15 protein-coding genes are annotated in these 14462 nt (G+C 73.3%); 3 read left to right on the top strand and 12 right to left on the bottom strand.

The genetic code is table 11. From position 1 onward, the window contains the following. Positions 1 to 16: 16 nt before the first annotated feature. The 7 genes from rpmF to IO40_RS0110555 form a co-directional block, all read right to left on the bottom strand. Positions 17 to 190: a 50S ribosomal protein L32 gene (gene rpmF, locus IO40_RS0110585; protein WP_016470089.1), complete on the bottom strand. Its 174-nt coding sequence runs from the start codon at positions 188 to 190 to the stop codon at positions 17 to 19. Between the two features lie 2 nt (positions 191 to 192). Continuing rightward, positions 193 to 750, bottom strand: a complete 558-nt coding sequence (locus IO40_RS0110580) for a YceD family protein (RefSeq protein ID WP_016470088.1) — start codon at positions 748 to 750, stop codon at positions 193 to 195. 210 nt (positions 751 to 960) lie between these two features. After that, complete coding sequence (locus IO40_RS0110575; protein WP_031175308.1) at positions 961 to 2112, bottom strand: hypothetical protein; 1152 nt, start codon at positions 2110 to 2112, stop codon at positions 961 to 963. Between the two features lie 69 nt (positions 2113 to 2181). Beyond that, a complete protein-coding gene (coaD, locus tag IO40_RS0110570; RefSeq protein WP_030406921.1) occupies positions 2182 to 2661 on the bottom strand; it encodes a pantetheine-phosphate adenylyltransferase in 480 nt (159 codons plus the stop codon). Between the two features lie 53 nt (positions 2662 to 2714). Continuing rightward, on the bottom strand, positions 2715 to 3311 hold the full coding sequence (rsmD, locus tag IO40_RS0110565; RefSeq protein ID WP_016470085.1) for a 16S rRNA (guanine(966)-N(2))-methyltransferase RsmD: 597 nt from the start codon (positions 3309 to 3311) through the stop codon (positions 2715 to 2717). Positions 3312 to 3525: 214 nt separating this feature from the next. Beyond that, positions 3526 to 5706, bottom strand: a complete 2181-nt coding sequence (recG, locus tag IO40_RS0110560) for an ATP-dependent DNA helicase RecG (RefSeq protein ID WP_234336540.1) — start codon at positions 5704 to 5706, stop codon at positions 3526 to 3528. Between the two features lie 197 nt (positions 5707 to 5903). Beyond that, positions 5904 to 7676, bottom strand: coding sequence for a DAK2 domain-containing protein (locus IO40_RS0110555; protein ID WP_016470083.1), 1773 nt, complete (start codon positions 7674 to 7676; stop codon positions 5904 to 5906). Positions 7677 to 7958: 282 nt separating this feature from the next. Between IO40_RS0110555 and rpmB the strand changes: the two genes are divergently transcribed. Beyond that, complete coding sequence (gene rpmB, locus IO40_RS0110550; protein ID WP_016470082.1) at positions 7959 to 8144, top strand: 50S ribosomal protein L28; 186 nt, start codon at positions 7959 to 7961, stop codon at positions 8142 to 8144. A 173-nt stretch (positions 8145 to 8317) separates the two neighbouring features. On the opposite strand, the gene thiD is transcribed toward rpmB, so the two are convergent. Both thiD and IO40_RS0110540 read right to left on the bottom strand, forming a co-directional pair. Then, positions 8318 to 9133 carry a bifunctional hydroxymethylpyrimidine kinase/phosphomethylpyrimidine kinase gene (gene thiD / locus IO40_RS0110545; RefSeq protein WP_016470081.1) on the bottom strand — a complete coding sequence of 272 codons (816 nt, stop codon included), beginning with the start codon at positions 9131 to 9133 and terminating at the stop codon, positions 8318 to 8320. Positions 9134 to 9147: 14 nt separating this feature from the next. Beyond that, complete coding sequence (locus IO40_RS0110540) at positions 9148 to 10197, bottom strand: thiamine-phosphate kinase (protein WP_016470080.1); 1050 nt, start codon at positions 10195 to 10197, stop codon at positions 9148 to 9150. A 246-nt stretch (positions 10198 to 10443) separates the two neighbouring features. Here IO40_RS0110540 and IO40_RS0110535 point away from each other — a divergent pair, with 246 nt between their 5' ends. Further along, positions 10444 to 10677, top strand: coding sequence for an Lrp/AsnC family transcriptional regulator (locus IO40_RS0110535; RefSeq protein WP_016470079.1), 234 nt, complete (start codon positions 10444 to 10446; stop codon positions 10675 to 10677). A gap of 73 nt (positions 10678 to 10750) precedes the next feature. Then, entirely contained in the window at positions 10751 to 11206 is a 456-nt protein-coding gene (locus tag IO40_RS0110530) for a DUF3515 domain-containing protein (protein WP_016470078.1), read from the top strand. 31 nt (positions 11207 to 11237) lie between these two features. Here the strand turns inward: IO40_RS0110530 and IO40_RS0110525 are convergent, their stop codons facing one another. The 3 genes from IO40_RS0110525 to IO40_RS0110510 all read right to left on the bottom strand — a co-directional run bounded on the left by IO40_RS0110525 (position 11238) and on the right by IO40_RS0110510 (position 14413). Beyond that, positions 11238 to 12374, bottom strand: a complete 1137-nt coding sequence (locus tag IO40_RS0110525; protein ID WP_016470077.1) for a D-alanine--D-alanine ligase family protein — start codon at positions 12372 to 12374, stop codon at positions 11238 to 11240. Between the two features lie 135 nt (positions 12375 to 12509). After that, positions 12510 to 13559, bottom strand: a complete 1050-nt coding sequence (locus IO40_RS0110515; protein WP_016470076.1) for an NAD(P)H-dependent glycerol-3-phosphate dehydrogenase — start codon at positions 13557 to 13559, stop codon at positions 12510 to 12512. After that, positions 13556 to 14413, bottom strand: a complete 858-nt coding sequence (locus IO40_RS0110510) for a lysophospholipid acyltransferase family protein (RefSeq protein ID WP_016470075.1) — start codon at positions 14411 to 14413, stop codon at positions 13556 to 13558. Before IO40_RS0110510 ends, IO40_RS0110515 begins: the two co-directional genes overlap by 4 nt. Between the last annotated feature and the right edge of the window lie 49 nt (positions 14414 to 14462).

Raw genomic sequence — 14462 nt, 5'->3', positions numbered from 1 at the left:
GCCTGTCACCCGCCGATCAGACCTCGAGGACCTGACGCTTGTTGTAGGTGCCACAGCTGGGGCACGCGATGTGCTGCTGCTTGGGCTCACGGCAGCGTTCGCACTTCACCAGGGTCGGGACCGCAGCCTTCCACTGCGACCGGCGGTGGCGCGTGTTGCTGCGCGACATCTTCCGCTTCGGAACAGCCACGGCTACTTCTCCTGTGGGTCATCCCCGTCGGTGCGGGGCTCGTTTTCCTGCTCGCCGTCCTTGATGGTCTCGGCGAGTCCCTGCAGTGCCGCCCACCGGATGTCGACGGCGTCTTCGTGCGCGTGGTCGGGCTCGTCCGCCAGCTTGGCCCCGCAGTCGGGGCACAGGCCGGGGCAGTCCGCACGGCACACCGGCTGCAGCGGCAGTGCGAGCACCACCGCGTCCCGCAGCACGGGTTCGAGGTCGAACAGGTCGCCCTCGAGGAAGAGCGTCTCCTCGTCGTCCTCGTCCTCGCCGGGTTCCGCCACGGGGCGGCCCCGGTCGTCGGCTTCGGGGTAGGAGAACATTTCCTGGAAGTCCGTCTCGACTCGCTGGTCGAGCGGCTCCAGACACCTTACGCACTCCCCCGTCAGCGGCGCACGGGCGGTGCCCGTCACGAGCACCCCCTCCATCACCGATTCGAGACGGAGATCGAGCTCGATCGTCGCCCCGTCGGGGACCTTGATGAACTCGATACCCAGGTCACCGGGGGACGCCACCTCGCGGGTAAGCCGCTTCATCGCACCGGGACGCCGCCCCAGCTCGCGTGTGTCGAACACGAGGGGGGAGCGGGGGTCGAGGGGGGCGTTCAGGGCTTCCTGCTTTCTACGGGTGGGGGTCGGGCCGCACGGTACTCGCGACCGAAGAGACAGAATACTTGACCGCTCCCCCAGGACCCAATCCGAGGCCGCCGGGTGCGCACCCGGCGGCCCGGCGTACCCGGCGCCTGGTCAGCCGCCCTGGCCGTGCCGCTGCTCGTACGCCCTGACCTGCTCGATGTCGATCATGCTCGTGTCGAACAGGCTGGTCTCCTCCAGCTGCCCCTGCTGCTGGTAGGCGGGCTGCTGCGGGGCGCCGTACCCCGCGTACGGGTCTGGCTGCTGACCGTAGCCGTAGGGGTCGTGCTGCTGCGGGTAGTACGCCTCCTGCTGGGCGTAGCCGCCGTACGGGTCGGTCTGCGGGCCGCCCTCGTAGACCGGCTGGGGCTGCTGCCCGCCGTAGTACGGGTCCGCGGCGCCCGGCACGGCCTGCGGCTGCGGCGGGACGTGCGGGGGCTGGGCAGGCGGGTGGGGCGGCTGGGACGGCGGCTGGGAAGGGATCTGCGGCGTCGTGCCGTCGTGCCCGGACGGCGCGGCCTGCTCATCGGACTGGGCGAGACCCGCGAGATAGTCGGCGTCACTGGTGTGGACCGCGAACTGCCCGGCACTCCCGGCCCCGTCCTGCGCCGCGAGGTGGGCCGCCAGCTCGTCGATGGGCTGGTGTCCGCGCAGCTTGAGGCGGCCCCGGCCGACGGCCTCCAGCGTCTTGGCCAGCACCGCGGAGACCGAGCCCAGCCGGGCCTCCACATAGCTGTCGGCGCGGCGCTGGAGCTCCCCCGGGTCGGAGGTGCGCTCGGGGGCGTCGGCCGCGTACTCCTCGCTCCACTCCTCGGCGCCGGGCCCGCTGCCCAGCAGCTTCTCGCGGCCCCGCTCGACCGATCCGATGGTCTTGGAGAGCACCACTTCGAAGTTGGCCAGCTTGCTGTCGACGTAGTCGTCGGCCTCGGCACGGATCGACTCGGCCTCCGCGCGTGCCTCGGCGAGGATCCGGTCGGCCTCCTGCTGGGCGTGGCGGGCCACTTCGGTGCCCGACACGAGTGAGGCCCGCTCGGCCTGCGCCGCCTCGATGATGCGCTGCGCCTCCTGGTGGGCCTCGGCCACCACCTGCTCGCGGCCTCCCAGGACCTCGCGGGCCTCGGCGAGCGAGCCGGGCAGCGCCTGGCGCACTTCGTCGAGCATGGCGAGGAGTTCGGCGCGGTTGACCACGCAGGAGGCGGACATGGGCATCGAGCGCGCGCCGCCGACGGTCGCCACGATCTCGTCGAGTTTCTGCTGTACGTCCACGAGGGTGACTGTACGGCCCGTGGACGCGGACTGGTCAGCCCTTCCCGCAACCCCGCCCGACGGAGCAGGTCACGGCTTGCTCAGCCGTTCGGCCAGCGCCCGGTTGACCGTCTCGGGCACCAGGTGGGAGACGTCGCCGCCCCAGGCGGCGACCTCCTTGACGAGGCTGGAGGACAGGAAGCTGTAGGTGGGGTTGGTGGGCACGAAGAGGGTCTCGACGCCGGAGAGGCCGTTGTTCATCTGGGCCATCTGGAGCTCGTAGTCGAAGTCGCTGACGGCGCGCAGCCCCTTGACGATGGCGGGGATCTCGCGGTCCTTGCAGAAGTCCACCAGCAGCCCGTGGAACGCCTCCACCCGGACGTTGCCGAGATCCTCGGTGACCTGGCGGATCAGGTCGATGCGCTCGTCGACCGTGAAGAGTCCTTTCTTCGACTTGTTGATCATGACGGCGACATAGACGGTGTCGTACAGGCGGGAGGCGCGGTCGATGATGTCGAGGTGGCCATTGGTGATCGGGTCGAAGGACCCCGGACAGACGGCGCGGCGCACGGGCACTTCCTCGCTCTCCTCACGGCGGGGTCCAGGCTCCGCCTCGGGTGACGTCATGACGCGGGGGTAACTTCCCGCGCGGCGGCGCGACCGTACCAAAGCGTTCCCTCGCCGTAACGACGGGACCGCAGCCCCTCGAAACCCTCCGGCCAGCGGAAATCACCGCCCCTGGTGCTGCGCTCCACGGTGACCAGCGCGTCCTGCGCCAGCCAGTGCCCGGCACGGAGTGTGAGCAGTATCTCCCCGAGTTCCTCGTCGGGGACCGCGTACGGCGGATCGAGGAACACCACGTCGTAGGGGTGCTCCGGCGGCTCCCCCGCGACGGTCTGGGCCGCCTTGCCGGGACGCACCTGCGCACCCGGCAGGCCGACGGCGCGGACGTTCTCCCGGATCGTGCGCAGGGCACGGGCGTCCGTCTCCACCAGCAGGACGTGCGCGGCGCCCCGCGACAGCGCCTCCAGGCCGACCGCGCCGGAGCCCGCGTACAGGTCCAGCACCCGCAGCCCCCGCCAGGCGGCGGCCCCGCCGAGCTGGGCCTCCCAGCTGGAGAAGAGGCCCTCGCGGGCCCGGTCCGAAGTGGGGCGGGTACCGGTGCCGGGCGGCACGGCCAGCCGCCGGCCGCCGGCCGCTCCGGCGATGACGCGGGTCATTCTGGGTCCTTTGCGGGGTGGAGGGTGCTGGCCCCAGGATCCCACGGGGGCCGCGGCCGGCGGGAGGGCGGAACCCGCGGGCACCGGCGCCGCGCCGGCGGGAGCGGGGCCAATCGGCGGGCTCGCAAGGCGCGTGGGAGCGGCGCAACCGGGCGGGCTCGCAGGGCGCGGCCAGTGCCCCGGACGGCACGGCCAGCCGCCCGGGGCCGGCCGCTCAGCCCTTGTCCAGGTACTCCTCGCGCCCCGCGTCCAGCAGGGCGTCCAGTGCGGTGCGCAGTTCCGGATGGCCGGTCAGCTCCGGGTCGGCGGCGACCAGGGCGGTGGCCTCGTCCCGGGCCTCGGCGATGATCTCCTCGTCCTCGATGACGGCGAGCATCCGCAGCGAGGAGCGGACCCCCGACTGGGCCTGGCCCAGCACATCGCCCTCACGGCGCTGTTCGAGGTCGATCCGGGACAGCTCGAAGCCGTCGAGGGTGGCGGCGACGGCCTCCAGCCGGCCCCGGGCGGGGCTCTGCGGCGGCATGTCCGTCACCAGCAGGCACAGCCCCGGCGCCGAACCGCGGCCGACGCGCCCGCGCAGCTGGTGGAGCTGGGAGACGCCGAAACGGTCGGCGTCCATGATGACCATGCCGGTGGCGTTGGGCACGTTGACGCCGACCTCGATGACGGTGGTGGCCACCAGCACGTCCACCTCGCCCGCGGCGAACCGCCGCATCACCTCGTCCTTGGCCTCGGGCGCCATCCGCCCGTGCAGCGGCTCCACCCGCAGACCGGCCAGCGGACCGGCGGCGAGCTGCGCGGCCACGTCGAGCACGGCCAGCGGCGGACGCTTCTCCTCCGCGTCGGCGCCGCCGTCCTCGCCGCCCTGGGGCAGGGGCTCCTCGGCAGCCCGGCTCCTCTTCGCCGGCTGCTGCCCCTCCTCCTCGTCGCCGATGCGGGGGCAGACGACGTACGCCTGGTGCCCGGCCTCGGCCTCCTCCCGCACCCGCTCCCAGGCCCGGGCCAGGAAGTGCGGCTTGTCCTTGGCGGGCACGACGTGGGTGGCGATGGGCGAGCGGCCGGCCGGGAGCTGGTCGAGGACGGAGGTCTCCAGATCGCCGAAGACGGTCATGGCGACGGTCCGCGGGATGGGGGTGGCCGTCATCACCAGCAGATGCGGCGGCTGCTTGCCCTTGGAGCGGAGGGCGTCGCGCTGTTCGACGCCGAAGCGGTGCTGCTCGTCCACCACGACCAGGCCCAGGTCGTGGAAGGTCACCTTGTCCTCGATCAGCGCGTGGGTGCCCACCACGATGCCCGCCTCACCGGTGGCCAGGTCCAGCAGGGCCCGGCGGCGGGCGGCGGCCCCCATGGAGCCGGTGAGCAGCACCACTTTGGTGCCCTGTTCGGCACCGCCGAGCATGCCGCCCTCGGCCAGTTCGCCCATCATCTCCGTGATGGAACGGTGGTGCTGCTGGGCGAGCACCTCCGTGGGGGCGAGCATGGCGGCCTGGCCGCCCGCGTCGACGGTGGCGAGCATGGCGCGCAGCGCCACCATCGTCTTGCCGGAGCCGACCTCGCCCTGGAGCAGCCGGTGCATGGGGTGTTCGGTGGCCAGATCGGCGAAGATCTCGCCGCTGACCTGGCGCTGGCCTTCGGTGAGGGTGAACGGCAGCCGCTCGTCGAACGCTTCCAGCAGCCCGCCGGGACGGGGTCGGCGCGGCACGGCGGGCAGTTCCGTCTCCTTGGCGCGGCGCCGGGCGAGGGCGGTCTGCAGGACGAAAGCCTCGTCCCACTTGAGCCGTGCGCGGGCCTCGGCGATGTCCGCCTTGCTGCGGGGGCGGTGGATCTTCTCGAACGCCTCGGGCAGGGCGATGAGTCCGCGCTGCTCGCGCAGCCGCTCGGGCAGCGGGTCGGCCAGTCCGCGCCAGCCGGTGGCCTCCAGGGCGCCGAGCAGGGTGGCGACGGACTGCTCGATGTTCCACGAGGAGAGCTGTTTGCACGCCGGGTAGAGCGGGAGCAGCGCGCCCGCGAACCGCTCGACCGTCTCCGCGTCGCTGTCCTCGTCCAGGAGTTTGTAGTCCGGGTGGGACAGCTGGAGTTTCCGGTTGAAGACGCCGACCTTGCCCGCGAACATGCCGCGTTTGCCGGGCAGCAGCTGCCGCTGGTGGTAGTGGACGGAGCGGCCGAAGAAGACGAGCTGGAGGCGTCCGCTGCCGTCGGTGAGCGTCACCTCCAGGCGCTGGCCCCTGCCGTGGTTGAACTTGTGCACGCGGGCGTCGTGGACGCGGGCGACGACGGTGACGTGCTCGTCCAGCGGCAGTTCGGCCAGCCTGGTCAGCTCGCCGCGCTCCGCGTACCGGCGCGGGTAGTGGTGCAGCAGGTCGCCGACCGTGTGCAGGCCGAGGTGTTCGGCCATGGCCTTGGCGGTGTTGCCGCCGAGCAGCGCCTTCAGCGGCTCCTGGAGGGGTTCGCTACGCGTCGATGCTGTCGAGTCTGTCGAGGGCACGGTCCCATCCTGCCGGACGGGTGTGACAGCGCCGTTGTCACTCGCGGGAACGGCGGCGCGCCGCGACGGCCGCCGGCCGCTCCTGGCCCCGCGTGGACGGCGGCCGGCTACTCGACGCCGATCAGCAGCGGCGCGTCGTGCTGCCGGCCCGTGTAGACGAGGGTGTCCACCGCCAGGTGCGCGGCTTTCACGTGCTTCTCCAGCTCCGCGGCGAGCCCGTCGGGTGCCTCCTCGCCGAGGACGAGAGTGACCAGTTCTCCCCCGGGTGCCAGCATGCGGCCCAGCACGTCCTTGGCGGCCTGGAGGATGTCGTCGCCGATCAGCGCGACGTCGCCCTCGACGAGGCCGAGCACGTCCCCGGCCTGGCAGACCCCCGCGCTCGTCCACGCCTGCCGGGCGGCGAGGGTGACCTCGCCGTAGCGGGTGGCCCCGGCCGCGGACGTCATGGTCACCACGTCCTCGTCGAAACGGCGGTCCGGCTGGTGCACGGCGAGCGCGGCCAGCCCTTGAACGGCCGCCCGGGTGGGGATGACGGCGCACCGGATGCCCTCCGTGCGGGCCGCGTCGGCCGCCCGGGCCGCCACCGGGTGCAGTTCCGTCGCGTTGGGCAGCAGCGCCACTTCGCTCGCCCCGGTGGCGCGCACCGCGGCGAGCAGCGCGTCCCTGTCGGCCGCGGCGTCGGCGGACAGGGTGGCCGCGCCGGCTTCCCGGCACAGCCCCGCGAGGCCCGCGCCGGGTACGACGGCGACCACGGCACGCCCCGGAGCGGGCGGCGGCGCGGCCCCGCACGCGGCCGGGCCCTCCTGTGCCGAGGGCAGGTGGGCGATGCGGATGCGGTGCGGGCGCCCTGCCGCGAGGCCCGCCTCCACGGCGGCACCGGCGTCGTGGACGTGGACGTGGACGCTCCACAGGCCGTCGCCGCCGCCGATGACGAGGGAGTCACCGAGCGGGTCGAGCCGTGCGCGCAGTGCGGCGATCCGGTCGGCGGCGCCGGGGCCCTCGGCACCGCCGGCCCCGTCTGTGGCGTCGGCCCCTTCGGCTTCGAGGAGGTACATCACCTCGAACTCGGGACCGGAGCCGGATGCGGACCCGCCTGCGTGGCCGGAGCCGGGAACGTCCTCCCCTGCTCCGGCGCCAGGACCGGGGAGGACCGGTTCCGGGGCCGCCGGTGTCCGGGCCCCCGGTTCCTGTTCCCGCCCGGGTTCCGTCGCGTCGGAGGGCACCGGCTCCTGCGGTGCGTCCTCCCCCAGCGCCGTCCACAGCGCGCCCAGCAGCACGGTGAGGCCGAGGGCTCCCGCGTCCACCACTTCGGCGCGGGCCAGCGCCCCGAGTTGCCCGGGGGTGGCGGCCAGGGCGCGGCGCGCGGCGGCGGCCGGGTCGTCACCGCGCCCGGCGGCGTCGGCCGCCGCGGCGGCGACCGTCAGCATGGTGCCCTCGACGGGGTGCGCGACAGCGTCGTACGCGGCACGGGCTCCGCCCCGCAGCGCCGCGGCCAGCGCGGCGGCGGAGCCGGGAGCCGATCCGGAGCCGGGAGCCGTTCCGGGCGTGTGGCCGGGCGCGGGGGTGCTCAGACCGTGGGCCATGCCGCGCAGGTACTCGGCGAGGATGGTGCCGGAGTTGCCGCGGGCTTCCAGCAGTGCGGCGCGTGCCATGGTCCGCAGGGCCGCGCCCGCCGTGACGTCGGCCGCGCCGGGGCCGCTCACCGGGCCGGGCACGGCCTCGGCCGCCGCCTCGAAGGTCAGGCACAGATTGGTGCCGGTGTCGCCGTCCGGGACGGGGAAGACGTTGATGGCATCCATGCGCGCACAGTGGGCGCGCAGTGACCGGCTGCCCAGGGTGCACCACCGGCGTACCGCGGCGGCGTCGAGCGGGTGCGGCACGGGATGGACCTCCTCGGGGAGCGGCGTACCGGTCCGCGGTGGGCGGGACCGGGCGGCGGCGTTGCGGGAAGGCTAGTGCGGCCCGCGCGAAGATCCCAGGTCGGGGGCGGGGAGGGCCGCCCTGGTTTCCCTGTTCGATGCCGGTCGTTGTATGCTTCCCCGGTTGCCTGATCCGGACGGTTTGCTCCGGTCGGCGACGTTCTCCCTGGCGCGGCCGGTCCCGAGTTGGTCCCGGGTCGCCGGGATTCACCGTACGTGCATCTGAAGTCTTTGGAGTGACCCGTGGCTGCGAACTGCGACGTCTGCGGCAAGGGGCCGGAGTTCGGCAACAACATCTCCCACTCGCACCGCCGCACCCGCCGTCGCTGGAACCCGAACATCCAGCGCGTGCGTGCCGTGGTCGGCGGGACGCCGAAGCGCCTCAACGCCTGCACCTCGTGCATCAAGGCCGGCAAGGTCTCGCGCTGACGTCACTGACGTAACCGCAGCGCGGCCTCACGCCGAGAGCCGGACGAAGAACCGGCCCGCCCTTGTGGCGGGCCGGTTCTTTCGCGTGCCCGCCACCAGGCCGGCCCGTCCCGTCGCGGGCGCGTGCGCCCTAGCCGTACGTGACCGGTCCGCTCCCCCTCGGCTGCGGGCCCTCAGCGGATGCCGAGCCGCCAGCCGTGGTCCACGGGGCCGAGCCCGGCGCCGAGCGGGAAACCGGCGGCTATGGCACCGGTCACGTACTCCTTGGCGGCGCGTGCCGCAGCGGGGACGTCCAGCCCCTTGGCGAGGGAGGCGGCCAGGGCGCTGGCCAGGGTGCAGCCGGTGCCGTGGGTGTGGCGGTTGTCGTGGCGCGGGGCCCGCAGCCAGTGGTCCTCGGTGCCGTCGGTGAGCAGGTCGACCGCCTCGCCGGGCAGGTGGCCGCCCTTGATCAGCACCCAGCGGGGGCCGTGGGCCAGTACGGCGGCGGCGGCCTCGCGCAGCCCGTCCTCCTCGGTCACCCGCACCCCGGTGAGCTGGGCGACCTCGTCCAGGTTGGGGGTGACGACGGTGGCGGTGGGCAGCAGCTTGGTGCGCACCGCCGCCACGGCGTCCGAGGCCAGCAGCGCGTCCCCGTGCTTGGAGACCCCCACGGGGTCGACGACGACCGGCGCGGGGGTGGCGGCCAGCAGTTCCGCGACGGTCTCCACCAGGGCGGTGGAGGCCAGCATCCCCGTCTTGACGGCCTGTACCCCGATGTCGTCCACGACGCTGCGGTACTGCGCCCGCACGGCCTCCTCGGGCAGCTCCCAATAGCCCTGCACGCCCAGGGAGTTCTGCGCGGTGACGGCGGCGATGACGCTCATGCCGTGGGTGCCCAGGGCGAGCATGGTCTTCAGGTCGGCCTGGATGCCGGCGCCGCCGCCGGAGTCGGAGCCGGCGACGGTCAGCACGAGCGGCGGTCTGCCGGCCGGGAGGTTCACATCGTCCATGGCGACGACGGTACTCAGTGCTCCGGCTCGGTGGAGAAGTGGTCCCAGCCTCCCGCCTTGGTCCAGGGCGCGCCGTCCACGGTCACGTGCGGCAGCGCGGAGGGGGCGAGGACTTCGCCGATGACCCGCCAGCGCGCGGGGAGTTTCTGGTCGCGGGGGAAGGTGGCGACGATGGCGTGGTCCTCGCCGCCGGTCAGGACCCACTGGAGCGGGTCGATGCCGACGGCCTGGCCGATGTCGGACATCTGGGCGGGGACGTCGAGGTCGGCGGAGCGGATGTCGATGCGTACCTTGCTGGCCTCCGCGATGTGCCCGAGGTCGGCGATGAGACCGTCGCTGACGTCGATCATGGCGGTGGCGCCGAGCCCGGCGGCGGCGGGGCCCGCGTGGTAGGGGGGTTCGGGGCGGCGGTGGGCCTCGACGAAGGCGCGGGGCGAGCGGAAGCCGCGGGTGAGCACCGCGTGCCCGGCGGCGGACCAGCCCAGCCAGCCGGTGACGGCCACGACATCGCCGGCGCCGGCTCCACAGCGGGTGACGGGCTCGTTGTTGCGCAGGTCGCCGAGGGCGGTGATGGAGACGGCGACGCTGTCGCCGCGCACCACGTCGCCGCCGACGACCGCCGCGGAGGCCACCTGTGCCTCGTCACGGATGCCGTCCATCAGTTCGGTGGGCCAGGTGGCGGGCAGGTCGACGGGGACGATCAGACCGAGCAGCAGGGCGGTGGGGTAGGCGCCCATGGCGGCGATGTCGGCCATGTTCTGCGCAGCGGCCTTGCGTCCCACGTCGTAGGCGGTGGACCAGTCGCGGCGGAAGTGCCGTCCCTCCAGCAGGATGTCCGTGCTGGCCACGACCCGCCGGTCGGGGGCCGTCACGACGGCCGCGTCGTCGCCGGGGCCGATCCGCACGGCGGTGGAGGAGGTGAGCCGGGAGGTCAGCTCCCGGATCAGCCCGAACTCGCCCAGCTCCCCCACGGTGCCCTTGGCCCGTCCGCGTGCCGCGTCGTGCGGGGCCTCGGCGCCGGAGGGCGAAGGCCCGGGCGCGGTGCCGCCGTTCAGATCACGCATTGCTGTTGCCCCTTTTCCCTTTTTCCCTTGCATCGTCCCTCACGCGCGTGCGCCGGCCGCGCCCGTCGTGCGTCCGCCGTTCCAGCCGCCGTGCGCCGTGCCACACCGTTTCACGCGGGTGGCCGCGCCTCGCGTCACCCGGCTGCGACGAGCACGGCCCGGCGGCCTCCCGGTGGCCACGGGGACGCGGTACGGTGGCGTCCCTCTTCCGCCCCGCATGATCCTCGTAACCCCCCGGGAGGTTCCGTGGTACAGGCGTACGTCTTGATTCAGACCGAAGTTGGCAAGGCTTCGACCGTCGCGGAGATCGTCTCCAAGATCCCCGGCGTGATCCAGGCCGAGGATGTAACGGGTCCGTACGACGTCATCCTGAGGGCCCAGGCCGACACGATGGACGACCTCGGCCGCATGGTGGTCGCCAAAGTGCAGCAGGCCGAGGGCATCACCCGCACGCTGACCTGCCCCATCGTCCACCTCTGAGCCCCCGTATGCTCGCCCGGTGAGCACTCGACCCCGGGCCCTGACTCGTTCCCACCTCACCGCCCGCGCCGCCGTGTGCGGTCTGCTCGCGCTGGCCGCGACCGCGTGCTCGGGCTCCGGCGACCCGGAAGTGGCGGCCCCCAGCCCGTCCGGCGAGGCCGCACGGGCGTGCCGGGCGCTGCACGACGCCCTCCCCGGGAAGGTGGAGGGGCAGCAGCGCGGCACGGCCGACCCCGTCTCGGACTACACGGCTGTCTGGGGCGACCCCGCCATCCGGTTGCGCTGCGGCGTCCCGCGCCCCGCACGGCTCACCCCCGGCGACGACCACTACGACCCGACCTCCGAGGCGGCGGAGGTCAACGGGGTCTCCTGGCTGATCGAGCAGCGGGACGGCGAGTACCGCTTCACGACCACGGGCCGGGTCGCCAACGTGGAGGTGACCGTGCCCGACCACTACGAGCCGCAGATCAACCCGCTGGCCGATCTGGCCGGCGCGGTCAAGCGCGCGGTGCCGGAGAAGAAGGACTGAGCGCGGCCGGACGGTGTCCGGCCGGGTGGGCTCAGCGCAGGCCCGTGGGGCGGTCGAGGGCGGCCTGGATGAGCCGGTCGACCAGTTCGGGGTAGCTCACGCCGCTCTCCTGCCACATGCGCGGGTACATGGAGATGGGTGTGAAGCCCGGCATCGTGTTGATCTCGTTGATGACGAACTCGCCGTCCTCGCCCAGGAAGAAGTCAGCCCGCACCAGCCCCTCGCAGGAGGCTGCCTCGAAGGCCCGCACCGCCAGCTCCTGCACCCGCGCGGTCTGCTCCTCGGTCAGCGGCGCCGGGACGATGCCGGAGGCCGAGTCGATGTACTTGGCCTCGAAGTCGTAGAAGTCGTGGTCGCTGACCGGCGGGATCTCGGCCGGCACGCTGGCGCGCGGACCGTCCTCGAACTCCAGGACGCCGCACTCGATCTCCCGGCCGCGCAGCAGCGACTCGACGATGATCTTCGGGTCGTGGCGCCGGGCGTTCTCCACGGCCTCGTCCAGCCCGGCCAGGCCGTCCACCTTGCTGATGCCCATGGACGAGCCGGCGCGGGCCGGCTTGACGAACACCGGCCAGCCGTGGTTACCGGCGAAGTCGACGATCTTCTTGCGGGCCGCGGCCGGGTCCTGCTCCCACTCGCGCGGCCGGACGGTGACGTAGGGGCCGACCGGCAGCCCGAAGGAGGCGAGGATCCGCTTCATGTACTCCTTGTCCATGCCGACGGCCGAGGCCAGCACGCCCGAGCCCACATACGGCACCTCCGCCAGGTCGAGCATGCCCTGGAGCGTGCCGTCCTCACCGTAGGGGCCGTGCAGGACGGGGAAGACGACGTCGATCTCCCCCAGCGCCTTGGGCACCTGGCCCGGCTCGGTGTGCACCACTTCACGGCTGCCGGGCGAGACGGGCAGCAGCACCCCGCCGGTGTCCGATTCGGACAGCTCCTCGACGCTGGGCAGCTTCCGGTCCTCGATCGCCATGCGGGCCGGGTCGTCGGCGGCCAGCGCCCAGCGGCCGTCGGCGGTGATGCCGATGGGCAGCACCTCGTACTTGTCACGGTCGATGGCACTGAGCACCGCGCCGGCCGTCAGGACGGAGATCTGGTGCTCTGAGTTGCGTCCGCCGAAGACGACGGCGACTCGGGGCTTGGGGGCGGGGCTCTGGCTGCTCATAACGCTGGGACTTTACCGTGCCACGGCCCCGCCACCGATGCGGACGCCCCCGTGGCGCACGGCCACCGCCCCGGCGGCGGGCAGCGCCCCGCCGGGCCCGGTCCCGCTCATGGCTAAGCCCAGGTCCGGCGGGGGTCAGGCCCGCTCGGGCTTCGCGCTGCGCGACATCAGTTCCTTGAGCGCCACATGCGGCGACTTGCCCTCGTGGACGATCCCCACGACGGTCCGGGTGATCGGCATCTCCACCCCGTGCCGCCGCGCCAGGTCCAGCACGGACTGGCACGACTTGACGCCCTCCGCGGTCTGTTTCGTCACCGCGATCGTCTCCTGGAGGGTCATCCCCCGGCCGAGGTTGGTGCCGAAGGTGTGGTTGCGCGACAGCGGCGAGGAGCAGGTCGCCACCAGGTCGCCCATGCCGGCCAGGCCCGCGAAGGTGTGCGCCTCGGCGCCCATGGCCAGGCCCAGCCGCGTCGTCTCGGCCAGACCGCGGGTGATCAGCGACGCCTTGGAGTTGTCGCCCAGTCCCATCCCGTCGGCGATGCCGACCGCCAGCGCGATCACGTTCTTGACGGCCCCGCCCAGCTCGCAGCCGACCACGTCGGTGCTGGTGTACGGCCGGAAGTAAGGGGTGTGGCACGCGCTCTGCAGGGCGCGGGCCGCCTCCTCGTCGGCGCAGGCGGCCACGGCGGCGGCCGGCTGCCGGGCGGCGATCTCCCGGGCCAGGTTCGGGCCCGTCAGCACGGCGACCCGCTCCGCGGGGACGTGCGCGGCCTCCTGGATCACCTCGCTCATCCGCATCGCCGTGCCCAGCTCGACGCCCTTCATGAGGGACACGAGCACCGTCGCGGGGTCGAGCAGGTCCCGCCAGCCGTCGAGGTTGGCGCGGAGGGTCTGCGAGGGGACGGAGAGCACCGTGAACTCCGCGTCCCGCGCGGCCTCGGCCGCGTCCGTGGTGGCCCGGACCCCCGCGGGGAGTTCGACATCCGGGTGGTACCCGGGATTACGGCGCGTGGTGTTGATCGCCTCGACGACCTCCGCCCGCCGCCCCCACAGGGTCACCCGGCACCCGGCGTCCGCGAGCACCATGGCGAACGCGGTGCCCCAGGAGCCGGTGCCGAAGACGGCGGCCTTCCTCGGGCGTTCCTGCTCCCGTCCGGCCGGCTGCCGCTCCTCGCTCGCCCTCACGCGTTCTTCTCTCCCTCTGCCGCCTCGGCCGCGGCCGGAGCCGCTTCCGGCTCGCCGCGCTGGTGCTGCTGTTCCTCGCCGGCCGGCCCGGTGCGCTCCCGCGGGGCCCGCTCCCGCCGCCTCTTGGCGGCTGCCTTGCGCATGTCGAAGCGCTCGGCGGGCGCGGGCTCACCACGGATGGCGGCCAGCTGCTCGGTCACCGCGTCCATCATGACGTCCGTGACCTCGCGCAGCAGCTCCGCGGTGGGTTCCTTGTCGTAGTAGGCGGACAGGTCCAGCGGCGGCCCCGCCTGCACGGTGAGGGTTTTGCGGGGGAAGAGCCGCAGCTTCTTCTCCTTGGCGTAGGGCGGCATCGCCAGGTTGGCGCCCCACTGGGCGACGGGGATGACCGGGGCCTTCGTCAGCAGCGCGACCCGGGCGGCACCGGTTTTGCCGGTCATCGGCCACATCTGCGGGTCACGGGTGAGGGTGCCCTCCGGGTAGAAGGCGACGCATTCGCCCTTCTCGATGGCCTCCACGGCGGCCCGGAAAGCCCCGATCGCGTCGGTGGACTCGCGGTAGACGGGAATCTGCCCGGTGCCGCGCATCACCGCGCCGACGAAGCCGCCCTTGAACAGGCCGACCTTGGCCAGGAACCGCGGGACGCGGCCGGTGTTGTACTGGTAGTGCGCGTACGAGAGCGGGTCGAGGTACGAGTTGTGGTTGACGACGGTGAGGAAACCGCCCTCGCGTGGCATGTGTTCCATTCCACGCCAGTCCCGCTTGAACAGGAGGATCAGCGGGGGTTTCGCCAGGAACGCGGCAAGGCGGTACCAGAACCCGATCTTCCTGCGTTTACCGTCACTCCCCGGCATCGCACGCCCACCTTTTCCCCGACTTCCCGCGCTCCCCGGCCTTCCCGGC

The sequence above is a fragment of the Streptomyces albus subsp. albus genome (assembly GCF_000725885.1).
Lineage (GTDB): Bacteria > Actinomycetota > Actinomycetes > Streptomycetales > Streptomycetaceae > Streptomyces > Streptomyces albus.
Note: the sequence above shows the minus strand (reverse complement) of the source record. Positions and strands in the feature narration are given on the sequence as shown.